The 14,818-nt window shown below is 31.3% G+C and carries 18 protein-coding genes and 1 pseudogene; 8 read left to right on the top strand and 11 right to left on the bottom strand.

The window, feature by feature from the left end:
• Positions 1-343: 343 nt before the first annotated feature.
• The 11 genes and pseudogenes from AC1EUY_RS13335 to AC1EUY_RS13285 all read right to left on the bottom strand — a co-directional run bounded on the left by AC1EUY_RS13335 (position 344) and on the right by AC1EUY_RS13285 (position 8,209).
• Positions 344-619 carry a hypothetical protein gene (locus AC1EUY_RS13335; RefSeq protein ID WP_480196040.1) on the bottom strand — a complete coding sequence of 92 codons (276 nt, stop codon included), beginning with the start codon at positions 617-619 and terminating at the stop codon, positions 344-346.
• Between the two features lie 77 nt (positions 620-696).
• Positions 697-1,071, bottom strand: a complete 375-nt coding sequence (locus AC1EUY_RS13330; RefSeq protein WP_480196039.1) for a hypothetical protein — start codon at positions 1,069-1,071, stop codon at positions 697-699.
• 106 nt (positions 1,072-1,177) lie between these two features.
• A pseudogene (locus AC1EUY_RS13325) lies at positions 1,178-1,968 on the bottom strand (serine hydrolase domain-containing protein).
• A gap of 187 nt (positions 1,969-2,155) precedes the next feature.
• On the bottom strand, positions 2,156-2,767 hold the full coding sequence (locus AC1EUY_RS13320; protein WP_480196038.1) for a MarR family winged helix-turn-helix transcriptional regulator: 612 nt from the start codon (positions 2,765-2,767) through the stop codon (positions 2,156-2,158).
• A 53-nt stretch (positions 2,768-2,820) separates the two neighbouring features.
• The gene (locus tag AC1EUY_RS13315) at positions 2,821-3,078 is read right to left on the bottom strand and encodes a DUF2024 family protein (RefSeq protein ID WP_480196041.1); all 258 of its coding nucleotides are present in this window, start codon (positions 3,076-3,078) and stop codon (positions 2,821-2,823) included.
• 86 nt (positions 3,079-3,164) lie between these two features.
• On the bottom strand, positions 3,165-3,887 hold the full coding sequence (locus tag AC1EUY_RS13310) for a hypothetical protein (RefSeq protein ID WP_480196037.1): 723 nt from the start codon (positions 3,885-3,887) through the stop codon (positions 3,165-3,167).
• A 69-nt stretch (positions 3,888-3,956) separates the two neighbouring features.
• Positions 3,957-4,190, bottom strand: coding sequence for a thioredoxin family protein (locus AC1EUY_RS13305; RefSeq protein WP_480196036.1), 234 nt, complete (start codon positions 4,188-4,190; stop codon positions 3,957-3,959).
• 191 nt (positions 4,191-4,381) lie between these two features.
• Complete coding sequence (locus AC1EUY_RS13300) at positions 4,382-5,104, bottom strand: hypothetical protein (RefSeq protein ID WP_480196035.1); 723 nt, start codon at positions 5,102-5,104, stop codon at positions 4,382-4,384.
• Positions 5,105-5,559: 455 nt separating this feature from the next.
• Positions 5,560-6,165 (bottom strand): peroxidase-related enzyme, encoded by a 606-nt coding sequence (locus tag AC1EUY_RS13295; RefSeq protein WP_480196034.1) that lies wholly within the window; start codon positions 6,163-6,165, stop codon positions 5,560-5,562.
• 29 nt (positions 6,166-6,194) lie between these two features.
• Positions 6,195-6,887 (bottom strand): nitroreductase family protein, encoded by a 693-nt coding sequence (locus AC1EUY_RS13290; RefSeq protein ID WP_480196033.1) that lies wholly within the window; start codon positions 6,885-6,887, stop codon positions 6,195-6,197.
• A gap of 236 nt (positions 6,888-7,123) precedes the next feature.
• On the bottom strand, positions 7,124-8,209 hold the full coding sequence (locus AC1EUY_RS13285) for a helix-turn-helix domain-containing protein (protein WP_480196032.1): 1,086 nt from the start codon (positions 8,207-8,209) through the stop codon (positions 7,124-7,126).
• 530 nt (positions 8,210-8,739) lie between these two features.
• Here AC1EUY_RS13285 and AC1EUY_RS13280 point away from each other — a divergent pair.
• The 8 genes from AC1EUY_RS13280 (at position 8,740) to AC1EUY_RS13245 (ending at position 14,817) form a co-directional block, all read left to right on the top strand.
• Positions 8,740-9,045, top strand: a complete 306-nt coding sequence (locus tag AC1EUY_RS13280) for a hypothetical protein (protein ID WP_480196031.1) — start codon at positions 8,740-8,742, stop codon at positions 9,043-9,045.
• A 118-nt stretch (positions 9,046-9,163) separates the two neighbouring features.
• Positions 9,164-10,216 carry an NAD(P)/FAD-dependent oxidoreductase gene (locus AC1EUY_RS13275; RefSeq protein WP_480196030.1) on the top strand — a complete coding sequence of 351 codons (1,053 nt, stop codon included), beginning with the start codon at positions 9,164-9,166 and terminating at the stop codon, positions 10,214-10,216.
• A gap of 228 nt (positions 10,217-10,444) precedes the next feature.
• Positions 10,445-10,909 (top strand): hypothetical protein, encoded by a 465-nt coding sequence (locus tag AC1EUY_RS13270; protein ID WP_480196029.1) that lies wholly within the window; start codon positions 10,445-10,447, stop codon positions 10,907-10,909.
• 71 nt (positions 10,910-10,980) lie between these two features.
• Positions 10,981-11,781 carry a class I SAM-dependent methyltransferase gene (locus tag AC1EUY_RS13265; RefSeq protein ID WP_480196028.1) on the top strand — a complete coding sequence of 267 codons (801 nt, stop codon included), beginning with the start codon at positions 10,981-10,983 and terminating at the stop codon, positions 11,779-11,781.
• A 36-nt stretch (positions 11,782-11,817) separates the two neighbouring features.
• Positions 11,818-12,108, top strand: coding sequence for a hypothetical protein (locus tag AC1EUY_RS13260; protein ID WP_480196027.1), 291 nt, complete (start codon positions 11,818-11,820; stop codon positions 12,106-12,108).
• Positions 12,109-12,363: 255 nt separating this feature from the next.
• Positions 12,364-12,666, top strand: coding sequence for an ArsR/SmtB family transcription factor (locus AC1EUY_RS13255; RefSeq protein ID WP_480196026.1), 303 nt, complete (start codon positions 12,364-12,366; stop codon positions 12,664-12,666).
• A 46-nt stretch (positions 12,667-12,712) separates the two neighbouring features.
• Positions 12,713-14,119, top strand: coding sequence for a pyridoxal phosphate-dependent decarboxylase family protein (locus AC1EUY_RS13250; protein WP_480196025.1), 1,407 nt, complete (start codon positions 12,713-12,715; stop codon positions 14,117-14,119).
• Positions 14,119-14,817: an aspartate/glutamate racemase family protein gene (locus AC1EUY_RS13245; RefSeq protein WP_480196024.1), complete on the top strand. Its 699-nt coding sequence runs from the start codon at positions 14,119-14,121 to the stop codon at positions 14,815-14,817. The genes AC1EUY_RS13250 and AC1EUY_RS13245 overlap by 1 nt, the downstream gene beginning before the upstream one ends.
• Position 14,818: the final 1 nt, after the last annotated feature.

Below are 14,818 nucleotides of genomic sequence, written 5' to 3'. Positions count from 1 at the left end.
AAACCCCATCCGTCATCCAATTTTTGATATTGAATTCTTGCTTTCGCTTCGTTTTCATTATTTTTTTGTAAGAGATTTGAGCAAGCTCATTTTCACCAAGGCAGGCTATAAGGATAATTTCCGATTTTCTCAAGAATCCTTTAAAACTGAGTCCTGTAAAATAATCTGTGAATGTAATGGAATCATTTTTGTTTTTTAAAATTGTTACACCATAATGAACCTAGTATTGGGTAGACGGTGTAACGATCATTTGGGTCATTACCCTTTCTAATTGTTAAATAGAGACTTTCTGGTTGTAGATACTGAAATGCCGAAAGATTCCATTGGCCTTTGTAGTTTTTACCTATTTTTTTTTTAGTATTACTGGATAGTAATAACCGTGAGAGTAAATAAATCCTTTAATTTCTAAGTTATCAATATCAACTATTCTATTAAAGTTAATATTGTTTTCTAATAATAGGTTAATTTTACTATCAAATGAAAACACTTTAGCTATAATTGTTTGTCCATTAGAAATGATAAACGAAGAACTTGTGTTCTCTCTGCTAATTGTGATGTCTAAAACAAAGGCATTTTTATTAGAAATTTCTCCTTTCCATTTTCCTATATAATCAGCCATGTTTTGTTGTGCACAACCTAAAAATGGAAGGAGGAAAATTAAAAAAAGTATGTTCAAAAAGTTTTTTTGGCCACCTATCATATTTTTTTATACTCTCTTTTATTATTTACTACAAGCATAGGGCTATTGCTTTCTTGATTATTCGTGAACTTATACCCATTTAAGGTAGCTGTATCGATAAATATACTGTCTGAAATTTGAGTTAAATAAGAAAAGTTTCCATTCCAACGTCTTTTCATTAGCAATAAACTATCACAGGGTTCTATAGTGATAATATATTTACTTTCGGCATATTGATAGGTGCCTTTTAAATACTCCAAGCTTTTTCTATTCGTTATGACTTGTTTGAATTCGACTATATCTTTTGCAAAAGGATATCTCCAACCATAGTGATTAGCAACCGATCGTAAAAACTCTTGAATTAAATATCGGCTTGCATAAGAATTTGTCATTATTACCGCACCATTACTATTATCATTTTCTGTAAACCCGATAAACTCACAGCGATACCCTTTGTTTGTTCCTCTAAAAGAAAAAACTGTTGGGCTCTTTTAGTATCTATAAAAACCCTAAGTCTAGCATAGCATTTGCACTTTCGGCAGTTAGGGGGCTGTCCTGTTTTTTATTTAACGATTCATTGATTGCCTTGATAAACCTTACTATATCTGATGGGGTTGTCCATAATCCTGCTGCTGCTGATTCTGGGTAGAATCTCCAGCCATTATTAACCAAGCTCTTATCATAATTATATCCTTGAGCTACATTTTTTGTTTTATTATCAAAAGTTGGATCAAAAAAACTTGAATTCATTTTTAAAGGCTTGAATACTATTGAGTCCATAGCGTCTTCGTATTTTATCTCTAATACATCTTCAATGACTTTTTGAAAACTACATATCCTCCTCCTGAATATGCCCAATCTGTACCCGGCTCGAATTTTAGCTTCACGGCATCGTTATTTGCCAGACTAGTCCCGTTTAATATATTTATTACATCAGGCAAACTATCACGATTTTTATACCCTTGAAATCCGCCAACAGTTAGCCCAGATTTATGGGACATTAATTGACGAAGCGTAACTTTAGCAGAGTCTGAATAATTGGAATAATCTATTTTCCAGTTTTTTAGATACATATTCACGTCGGTATCTAAATCGACAACATTATTTTCTGCCAATTTTAATATGGCAAAACAAGTAATTGGTTTACTAACAGATGCAGCTTGAAATATAGTATTGGTATCGATAGAATCTTTTAGCAAAACACTCTTAACTCCATACCCTTTTTTTATTCGAATGGTGTCATTTTCTAGTACCGCTATGCTCACTCCCGACACACCATAATAGTCCATTCTGTCGTATATGTTATACTCTCCATTTCTACCATTTACAGTTGCTGTGCTTACTAAACTATTTTCAATTTTTAATGCATCAAGGTTAGCTTGAGGATTAATTATGTCTTTACATGACAAAATTGTTAACCCAAATATAAATATCACTACTTTGATAGATATTTTCATATTCAAATTGGTGCTATAATTAGTAACTGATTTTTTCTTCATATTCCGGGCAATCTAATCGGATTTCTTGCGTCATCAATTCCTTTTGAAGTAAGTTACAATAGTTAACTTCTTGATGCTTTTCGTAAAACTTACATCCATAACAAGTTCTCTGAACATTTAAAATACCACTGCGATTTAGCTTATAAATTAATTGACTCAAAGTCTCGAATAAGCTTTCTAATTCTGGTTGCGAAAAATTATCAATTTGCTTTTTTAGCGGATTTGAAAAATCATACGTTTGAGAAATTATATCCTGTCCTGAGTCGGATAATGCTATTGAATAACTGCGACTGTCTGAAGATGAAAAATCTTTTACAATTAGTCCTTTTTTGTCCAAAGCTTTTATAGCATCACTTACCGTTGGTTTAGTAATATTAAATTCTTTGGCAATATGGCTAACATTACACAAGCTCTGTTTATGAAAAGCTATAAAAATAAGTATCTGAATTTGAATTGGACTTAAGCCAATCGATTTCGCTTTTTCCCATAACAAGATTTTAAACACTTCAGATATACGTTCCAATCCGGCAACGATCTTATCTGAAAGGTTCTTTTCTTGTTGTTGTGGATTAAATGTACTTTCTTTCATAAACGAACCTGCCGAAATTTGTTCGACAGGTAAAGTTAGTAATCCTAATTAAATTAATTGCAATTTTCCATTTCTATAATGAAATATCCTTTTTGTTCAATTGACAAAGTAATCTCTTGGGTTGCTTGTTCTATATGACAAAAGCGACACTCATTTGCAGATAATGTACTTGTTAGAAATGGTTTCGTTTTTAGATAAGCAGCACCATAGCCAAAAATAATTTTTTCATCTGTTACACTATTTGGTACTAAAATATCAAAATGCATTACTTTGCCATCTTCTCTTGTTACATAGGTATCCCAAACTGCTATTTTTATCTGTTTAAAATTTTGTAAATTACTGTAAATAAAGTTATTCCAAAATTTATCATAGATGGAACCACTTCGCTTTTGCAGTCTTATTTTTTTACTTTATAAGGTAATGATAGATCGCCACTGGCAATGCTAAAAACTTCGTAAACACCCAACATTGGAAGATTTTCTTTACTCGTATTTACCTGCATAAATGCCGTTACGCCATCATAGTTAAAATCTGTTTTGTTATTCATTCGATAATCTGGAACTATAACTTTTATCGTATTATTTTTAGTGGTAACAGTATAACCAGGTGAATCCATATACATATGCATTCCTGGGTTGGTTGGTGGTAAAACAACGGTTTTGTCTGCCTTTTTAAATTGTTTAACCGAGAGTCCTCCCGCAACACGTTTATCTTCGTGCAGTATTACCCAATGTGGATGCCAAACAACGCCATCATTATTGTATATGTTGTCGCTATTTTCATCCCAAAGCGGTGTGTCATCAAAGTCTGGATGTGATGTTAAAGCGAGGGCTACAATTCCAGCTGTTTGATTAAATCCAACATCGGTTGGTTTTAAATTTGTTGGAAATACATATCCCAAAACTGGTGCTCCATCCAATTGTCCTGCTTTTGTCGGTGTTGTTTTTCCTGCCGTTCCATTTACGCTTATTTCCCAAATGGTAATTCCTAAATCTGGTTTGTGGGTTACACTAACTTTTTTAATATTAAAGTCATCATTTTTGTATTTACCATCTTGTGCACCAACAATAGTTGCGCTTAAAAGAATGGTTGCTGTAAATAATAATAGTATTGATTTCATTTTAAATTGATTTAAAAAAGTTAGGATTCTGCTTGTAAATTAGGAATCCTAACTATATAGTTTAAAAAATTAACCTTTTACATCTGCCATAGAAGCGCCAAAATTAATATGTAATGCATTTCCGTTTGGTGTTACTAAAGCTGGAACCGATGTCACGCCTGCTTTCTCAGCTTCTGCAATTCGTGCTCTATCTTCACCGATATTGACAACTTCTACATTGTCTGCTCCTACTAAATTAACTATGTCGTGCTCTGCGCTTACGCAAACAGGACATCCTGCGTGATAAAAAATTGATTTACTCATGTTATTAAATTTTATGTTGTTGCATTATTGCAATGCAAATATAGTAAGGATTCCTAACTAAATATAATTTTATAAGACTATTTTTAGTTTGCTAATATTTTCAACCAATGCAGCTAGTATAGATAAGCAAGTTAAATTTCCGATTAAGAAATTAAGCTGTTATTGCACTATCACTTTGTTGGCAGCAGTTATTATTTATCTATACAAAGTGATTGATAATCATCTGCAAGTTTCCTTAAATTCTTACCATATCTTGGAAAATAAGCGCCTTCATTAATCTTTTCTAGGATTTTGGGGCACTTTTTAAAGAGTCGCTTAGCAGAGCGTTTAAAAGCTTTATGATTATTGTAATTTAAATAGTAGGTGTTACTTTTATAAATAGGTAACTCTGTAGTTTGAAAGAAAACCAGTGGGTGAGGCACATAGTAATTTTCCCATACTATAGCGCCAAATAACCTTACTTTCGCATTTTTATAAATCAACGTATTTAATCCATTGGCAACACCACTTCTCATCTTTCTTAACTTATAAATTTTTACAGTGTCAAGCGCTGTTGATTCTTTGGGAGTATTACTTTTTAACTTGAGAGAATCTTTGTTGCTTTTTGCTTTTAATAACTTTAGTAGTCTATTTGAAGATTTATCTTTATATATTTCAACGTATTTTACAACTAATTCTGTCCAATCTCTTGTTTTATCTCCTGTAGGCTTGTCTTTCGAAAAAACGATTGAACTGTAGTTTGTAGGGTTTGGGAAGCCGTATCCTGTCCCAATACTATCATTAAGAGTCTGATATTTAAGTTTAAAAAATGAGTCGCTAGATTGTTCTTTTTTTAAAACTCTATATCCAAATTGTGCATTTAAATTCCCAATCCAACAAAATGATATTAATAATACGATATATATTTTATGCATTCTATTCACTTTAATGTATTTGTTATTTCCATAATTTATTCATTTACTTTTTCTAATTATACATAAAAATTTTGAGTCGGTGTCAACAATAAAAAATTCATGAGTATTTTTATTGTTGACACGCCTAATTTAGTAAAATGAGTTGAATTTCTGGTTTGAAAGTCTGTGATAATTGAGGTAATATATTGTCACCTATTGGCTTCTTTTTTTCTTTGTTGTGAAACAAAGCCACAATAAACTACATCAATGTATAAGCAAAAGTAATTTTTAAATTCTATTCAATTTAAACTGTCTAAATTCATTCTAACGGTTTGTGTATAGAATGTAGCGTATAGAATGTAGCGTATAAAAAAGACAGAAACTTTTCAGATTAACACAGCACCGAATTTTCTATTTTGTTTTTACTTTTTCTATTTTATATCCTCTTCATAGCAATTTAAAATATTGATAAAGCATTAACTATGATTCCAGTTATTAGGATCATCACTATTATTAGGAGAAAGCCCTAAAATATCGCCTTTTGTGTTAACGCCTAATCCAATTACAGATCTGTTTACATAGTTAAAATAACTAACAACTTGGTTTATCTCTAAAATTTCTCCATCGGTAAAACCTACTTCTCTTAATTTAATGATAGTATCTTCAGCAATTGAATTATGATATAGTGTAAGAAGTTTAGCATATACACATCCTTGGTAAAATTTTTCATCAAAATAAGATTGAAGCGCATCTTTTAGAACTGCATTTTTAAACTCCAAAGCTTTAGTAGCATCGTTAAGTAACCTTTTAAAACCTTCAAAATGATGATCTACACAGTAATTACAATTGTTTAAATTACTTACATAAACCCCTAATGCTTCTAAATAATATTTGGGTAATGTATTGTTACTGTTATGCAAGACATTTTTATACAGCGCCATGTGTCCAGTAAGCGTATGTGGCCGTAAACTATGTATTAATAGTACATTATCTATATTGTTGTCAGGGCCTTTTACTTTATCATAAATTTTTTTCAGTTTTGATTCTGCCTCGTTATAATCGATTATTTTTATCCAGCTCATAATATGGGTTCTATTAAGTAATTGTTATTTTATTCATAAAATACAGCCATTTCGTCTAGCGGTTTACGTTCTAAATCTGGCACATAAGTTGGATATTTTGGATACCCTACAGGAAAGAGAATATAGGCTCTTTCGTTACTTGGTCTGTTCAAAATTTTACTCAGAAAATTCATAGGACTTGGTGTATGTGTTAGTGTAACTAATCCTGCATTATAAATTGCTGTTATTAAAAAGCCACAGGCAATACCAACGGATTCATTTACATAATAGTTATTATGTTTACCTTGATCATCATGTTCGTATGCTCTTTTAAAGGCAATTATAAGCCATGGTGCTTCTTCGAGAAAAGGCTTGTGCATATCTGTAGCAAGGGGTTCTAAATCTTTTTTCCACCGTTCGCTCATGCGGTTTTCATAGCTCTCTTTTTCTTCTAGTTCTGCCGCTTCGCGTATTTTGCTTTTGAGTTCTTGATTAGAAATAGCACAGAATGTCCATGGTTGTTTGTGTGCTCCAGATGGTGCAGTAGATGCCGTTTTAATAAGATTTTCTATTACTTCTTTTGGTACAGGTTCACTAGAAAAATCACGAACAGAACGTCTGTAATCCATCCAATCATAAAATTCTTGACTTTTGTCAATTACCTCTTTTTCAGTATAATAATTCTTTAACTTGTATTCATTATGACGATAGCCTTTAATGAATATGTGATCATTAGGTTTCATATTTTATAAATTAAATAACTTTTGTGGTTTCTTTTACATTAAATACCAAAGACTGTCTAAGACAGTCTTCGTTAAACTCTGCAATAACATAAAAATTAAAAAATGCATAGAATTTACTTTACAACACTTAGCAAATTATCTAAAAAACTTTTTAAATACAATTGTTATTGCTTTCAATTGATTAACTAACAGCTAAAACTATAAAAAAGTTAAGGGTATTTCTAACGATTAGTGTCTTAGAACACGTTTTGAGACAAACTTGTAATATATTCTGTAGGGGAAGTCCCAGTAAACTTTTTAAAATTTTTGTAGAATGATGCTCTTGAGTTATAACCAACTTCAGAAGCTAAGGCTTCAATACTATAATTTTTATACGTGTCTAACGTGGCAATTCTTTTAAACTCTTCTATTCTATGCGAGTGCACAAAACTGTTAAAGTTTGTACCTTTAATTTGATTAATAGCATTAGAAATAGTTCTTGTAGGTAAGTTTACAATTTTAGCAAAAGTTTTTAAATCCATTGATGGGTCTATAAAAACTTTCTCTTCTTTCATATACTTTTCTATCTCACTAAAATAATTCTCTAATTCTGCTGTTGTGTGAATTTTCCTTTTTAAAGAATTTAATTTTGAAGTCTTGGTTAAATTATAAATATTAATCTGTACTAAACTAGCAATCGTTATATAATATAAAGAAATTAAAAATGTAGAAATATCTGCAATGCCTAACACATAACTGTTGGTAAATAGTAAATACCGTATGTGAGAGAATATGTTAAATACAATACAGATAATGCAAAAAATCACAAGCCATGTCAACTTTTTATACTTAATATCTTTATAAAAATAGGGAAGTAATCTACTATGTATTTTTGCTGTTTTAATAATGAGAACACAAATAAATATAATGAAGACTGAAGCTATGAGCGCGCGCGCAACAAAATAATATGATTTATTTACTTCATTTAAATAGTCTGAATCATATAGTCCCAGTACAGTTATAGCAAATTGAATTAAAAACTCTAATATAGCTGGGATAAAAAATGCAAACTTATTTCTGAGCTTTACTCCTGCTGTTTCAACAGCATAGAGATAAAGAAATACAATATCTAATGTTACCAAGTGTAATGGTGAATAAACAAAGATGGATGATTTATATGCTACAGATAAAACGCCAGAAATAATTTGAAAAAATAAAACAAGAAAAAAACACCCTAAATAGCGATTAACATGACGCTTTTTAGACTTATAAAACAGTAAAATTAGTGCAATAACTAACGATTGAATAGCACTAATTATTAATAAGTTTGTATTTAAATTCATAGTATGTTTGGGTATCCCTTAACAATAACTCTCAGAATGTTTAAAAATTTTGTTAATTACTCAAAAATATAAAATGAAAATAACTTTATGAACATAAATCTATTAATCCTATAGGAAATATAGTTTTTTCTTTTTGAGATTAATTGAAATAATACATAAAAGTGTACACGTGGTAGTTAATCTTTTAACACGTTATTTTAAAAAGTAAAAAAAACAAGAAATAATTTAATTTTATTTAAAAACAAAGTATATTTGAACGATTTTTTACACTTTAAAAGTGTAAAAGGATTGTTTATTACAGAAAATATACAATTCAATATATAAACAGACATCTTGAATTACTTATACAAGATGTTTATTGATAATGAACAAGAAGATATAAACATCTTTCTTTCATTATCGATTTATCAAATTAGAAAATACTCGCCTACCAAACCCATTTGCGGCCAGTTATATAGAAGAAGCGAAGCAGTTTGTTAAACTAGAACGTAGTTTAAAACTGTAGTTGTTGAACCATAAAACTGTAGCAGATGAAAAAATCAACAGTTGTAGGAGTCAATCCTAATAGTATAAAGGTAATCTCAATTGATAAGCATAAACGATGTTATGCTTTTCAACAAACACAAATCAAAAAATTTATCGTTGGCTGTGCTAAAGAGAATCTACATGTTGTGCGTTTAAAAGGAGGTGGCCCTATTTTCTTTGAACTTGATGCCAAAGAAATGGGAAATACTGCCTCCTTTAATATTCCTATTGAAATAGTTTCGGATACTTCGTCGAAGCAAAAAATTAATCAACCAAATTTTTATTGTTCGTATAGGGAAAGTTGCTTATGAAAAGATGTCCTTTCTGTAAAAGTCTAGTCTTAAAGTTAAAGTTGTGTTAATGGTGGCTAGGCTTTACAGAGGGTTTTTTACTAAATGAAACTATTAAAACTTAATATACTTTAAATTAATGATTAAAACAGACATACTTATTATAGGTGCAGGGCCAACTGGACTTTTTACAGTATTCGAAGCTGGCTTACTAAAATTAAAGTGTCATTTAATAGATGCCTTGGCACAACCTGGTGGGCAATGTTCAGAAATATATCCTAAAAAACCTATTTATGACATTCCAGCTTATCCTGAAATTTTAGCAGGTGATCTTACAAATAAACTATTAGAACAAGGTAAGCAATTTCAGCCAGGTTTTACTTTGGGAGAACGTGCTGAAACTATTAAAAAACAAGATGACGGAACTTTTATAGTAACTACCAACAAAGGCACTAGACATCATGCACCAGTAGTTGCCATTGCAGGTGGTTTAGGCAGTTTTGAGCCACGTAAACCACAACTTGAAAACTTAGCATTTTACGAAGACAAAGGTGTGGCGTATATGATAAGAGATCCTGAGATTTATCGTAATAAACGTGTCGTAATTGCAGGTGGTGGAGATTCTGCTTTAGATTGGAGCATCTTTTTGGCCAATGTAGCGAGTGAGGTAACGTTAGTACATCGTCGTAATGAATTTAGAGGTGCTTTAGATTCTGTAGAAAAAGTAAGTGAGTTAAAATTACAAGGAAAAATAAACTTAATTACGCCTGCAGAAATTACCCAATTACACGGTAAAGATTCATTGGAAGCATTGACAATTACGCATAATGGTAAAGCGTTGTTATTTGAAACAGATTATGTAATACCACTTTTTGGTTTGTCACCAAAGCTAGGCCCTATTGCAAATTGGGGATTAGAAATTGAGAAAAATGCCATAAAGGTAGATACGTTTGATTATCAAACAAACATCCCAGGTATTTTTGCAATAGGAGATGTAAATACCTATCCTGGTAAATTAAAACTGATATTATGTGGTTTTCACGAAGCTACATTAATGTGCCAATCAGCCTATAAAATTATTCATCCTGATAAAAAGTATGTATTAAAATATACCACAGTGAGTGGTATTGATGGTTTTGATGGCACACGTAAAGAAGCACCAAAAGCAGTTGTGAAAGCTATTAACGAATAATATAAAATTATTATAAAAGAACAATTAAAAAATAGTTCATTTAGGTTAGTTTGATTGTAGAGCCTCACTCCATTTTAATAGGATTGGGGCTCTTTTAAAGAAGTAAATAGTAAATCAAGAGACTACTTAATATATAGAAAAAGAAACAACGAAGAGCCTATCAACAAAATAACAAGCGTGGCGTAAAGCACGATCCAGAGATAACCTAGAAAAGCTTTAATCAAAATTATGAACAAGTTTTATCTTAACGTAAGAGAAATTTCTCTTCATACATATAAACGTTATACAACGCAAATATTTATAGATGGTATAAATCTTATTGACTTATTAAAGGCGTATGAAAAGCCATTAGCAAAAAAAGAAGGCAACGAGGGTATTGCAGGTGTCTATGACGGAATTGGACCCAAAGATCTTTATCAACAACTTACACCGCATAACAACAATCATGGTGTTAGAGAAAATAAATCAGACATACTTGATTGTCAGTGTGGTACTCGTGGATGTTGGACACTTAAAACAACTGTTGTAGAAAGCGAAAACTATATAATATGGAAGGATTTCATGCAAGAATACAGAAGTCAAAGCTCATCAAACCTCTGGGATTATACAAATTTTGGAGAATTTAAGTTTAATAAAAAAGAATACTTAGTAGAATTGAATAAGTTAAAAGTCTATATAAACAACACCTTATAAAATCAATCGCCTGTAAAACCTAATTAATAAACCTTAGCGTTCTATTACTTATAAGCTAAAAATAAAACCAGATGGAAATTAAATACGATACAATAGGAAAAGGCTATAATCTGACCCGAAAAGCAGACAAATATCTAACAAAGCAATTACTTCATCATTTAAAACCAAACAGAAGCGGATTTTTTTTAGACATTGGTTGTGGTACTGGAAACTATACCAACGAGCTTCAAAAAAGAGGATTTCAGTTTATTGGTGTCGATCCATCAAAAGAGATGCTACAAAAAGCTAAACTCAAAAACAACGAAATAGATTGGAAAATAGGTTCTGCGGAAAACATTGAACTTCCAGATAATTTTCTTGATGGAATAATTGCCTCTTTAACAATACATCATTGGACGAATTTAAAAACAGGGCTTTCAGAACTAAAAAGAGTCTTAAAACCAAATGGAAGAATTGTAATTTTTACATCCACTCCAAAACAAATGAAGGGCTATTGGCTCAATCATTATTTTCCAAAAATGTTATCAGATTCGATAATTCAAATGCCAACTTTAAAAAAGGTAAAAAAAGCAATGAAAGAAAGTCAAATTGAATTTTTAGAAACACATAAATATTACGTCAAGCCAGATTTACAAGATCAGTTTCTGTATTGCGGTAAGCAAAATCCTGAATTGTACTTCGATGCTCAAATTAGAAATGGAATTTCTTCGTTTTCTTCCTTGGCAAACAGAACAGAGGTTGAACATGGATTATCTAAATTGAGAAAAGATATTGATAGTGGAAAAATTGACGATATTATTAAGTTTTATGAAAATGATTTTGGAGATTATTTATACATAATTGGTGAAAAAAAGTCAGAAAATAGTTTTTAATATAAGAGTTAATTATAACAAATTAAAAAACAAACAATGACTTCAAAAGACAAATTATTTAAACTTTTATCTTTAAGTTTAATTGAAATTCGTGGCGAAGCAACTGAATTATTAAACGAAAAAAACAAGCATGATAGTTATAAGTTAAAGAAAATTTATGCTATCGCTCACCTAATTCATAATTTACCCAGCGCACTGAATAAAAGTGATGCCAATTATGATAAAATATTATCTGAAATTTTAGAAACAGCTGCATACAACAACAAAGCATTGACTCGGTGGCTAACATCAAACTTAAAGATTGTTTCAAAAGCAAAAAAACACTAGAAATATTTTTAATGAGCAGAAATAAAGAAAATAATATTTGATTATCCGTAAAGTCATAAAAGGTGTTTGTCAACCTGTTCCGATACTTCGAGAGTTTCAGTCTCTCATTGTAAATACTTGATTTATTGAATGATAAGATTCCGAAATAAATTCGAAATGACACTCTAAAATATAATGTATGACATAAAACGGACAACCAAAAAATTTATTTCAAAATATCAAATCGATAATTATAGATTTGTTATATTTACACCAATGGATTTAATAGAAATTAATAAAGCATTGGCAAATAAAACGAGGGTTGCTATTTTACACTGGCTTAAAGCGCCAGAAGATAACTTTCCTCCACATAAAGAATTAGGGCATTTTGATTTTGGTGTTTGTTTGGTGTTTATAAAAGAAAAAGCCAATTTATCCCAGTCAACCATATCTCAATATATGGCGCAATTGCAAAACGCAGGCTTTGTAACAGCTACCAGAATAGGCAAATGGACTTATTTTAAAAGAAATGAAGACAACATTAAAGAATATATCGAAAAATTAAGTCAAGAACTTTAATTTTTAATTATATAAATCGACAATTAGCAATTTATAGATTAATGAAATGAAAAAAAGAACCATCCAACAACAAATGTTTCAAGACATTCGAGACAAAGACATTTTTAACAGAGCGCAGAATTATGCTTACGATTATATAGACACTGTTTTTAATAGAAATGTTTATCCAACAGAAGAGGCTCTACATAAATTAGCCACTTTTGATGAAGCCTTACCCAATACATCAACCAACGCACAAGATGTAATAGAGCAATTACACCAGTACGGTAATGAAGCCACAACAGCCACTTTAGGTGGTAATTATTTTGGCTTTGTGTGTGGTAGTGCTGTTCCAGTAGGGTTGGCAGCTAAAAATCTTGCTACGTTTTGGGATCAAAGTCCATCTATGAATGTATTATCACCTATTGGTAATAAACTAGAAGCTGTAGTAGAAAAATGGTTGGTGGACCTTTTTAACTTACCGAAAAGCACTGCGGCAGGATTTGTAAGCGGTACATCTATGGCCAACATATGTGGTTTGGCTGCAGCTAGGTATCGCATATTAGAAAGACAAAACTGGGATATCAACAAAAAAGGATTACAAAATTCTCCAAAAATTAGAATAGTAACAGGTAAGCACGCACATTCCACCGTATTAAAAGCAATTAGTATTCTTGGCTTAGGACAAGACAATATAGAATGGGTTGATGTAGATTCTCAGGGTAGAATTATTCCAGCATTAATACCTGAACTCGATGAAACAACTATCTTAATTTTGCAAGCTGGCAACGTAAATAGTGGTGCTTTTGATGATTTTAAGACGATTTGCAACAAAGCTAAAAAAGCGAATGCATGGGTACACATTGACGGTGCCTTTGGCCTATGGGCACAAGCCGTTAATGATTTAAAACATTTAACCAAAGGAATAGAAAATGCTACATCTTGGGCAGTTGATGGCCATAAAACGCTCAATACGCCCTATGATTGTGGCATTATAATGTGTGCTGATAAAGAGGCAATGATTGCTTCGATGCAGATGTCTGGTAGTTATATTATAGAGAGTAAAGAAAGAGATGGTATGTTTTATACACCAGAAATGTCACGAAGAGCACGCGTTATAGAACTATGGGCTATTATGAAATATTTAGGGAAGAGTGGTATTGATGAAATGATTTTAACCATGCATTTAAGAGCCCAACAATTTGCCAATGAAATTAAAAAAATTGAAGGCTTTTATGTAGAAAACGATGTCGTGTTTAATCAGGTGGTTGTACGATGCGATACAGATACTATAACTGAAGAAGTATTACGTACCATTCAAAATTTGAGAGAATGTTGGTTAGGAGGATCTGTATGGTTTAACAAAAAGGTGATGCGAGTTAGTATCTGTTCCTGGGCTACAACCGAGACAAACATTTCAAATGCGGTAGCATCATTTGAAAAAGTATTAAAAATTGTGAAAAACAATATGTAGTGAGAACAATTGGATTGATTGGTGGTATGTCTTGGGAAAGTTCTGCTGTATATTATCGTTTAATTAACAAGCAAATAGCCTTCAAATTAGGAGCGGCGCATTCAGCAAAAATAATAATGCATAGTGTTGATAACGCATCTTTTATCAATATGCAACAACATGAAAACTGGGATCAAATTGCTCAAGAAATTATTGTGATTTCTAAAAAATTATTGATTGCCGGAGCAGAATGTATTTTGATTTGTTGCAATACCGTACATGCTATTGCAGAACAAGTACAAAAAGAAGTTACCATACCTATAATTCATATAGCTGATGTAACTGGTACAGAAATTGTTAGGTACAACTTAAACAAGGTAGCATTGTTAGGCACACAACACACCATGAATAAGCGTTTTTTTAAAGACAGGTTACAGCAACATTTTAATGTTGTAACCTTGTTGCCAAATCAAGCTGATAAAAAAATCATTAACGATGCTATATATAACGAATTGTGTAAAGGTATTTTTGAAGAAAATACAAAAGCTGCACTATTAAAAATTATAAATACCCTTATAGAGATGGGAGCAGAAGGAATTATATTGGGTTGTACAGAGTTATCGATACTAGTTACACCCGAAGATGTAAGAGTTCCTGTATTTGATACTACCAAAATACATGCAACGGCTGCAGTTTCCTTTATGTTGAATGAAAATTGAA

It is taken from the genome of Maritimimonas sp. 2210JD6-3 (assembly GCF_056591795.1).
Note: the sequence above shows the minus strand (reverse complement) of the source record. Positions and strands in the feature narration are given on the sequence as shown.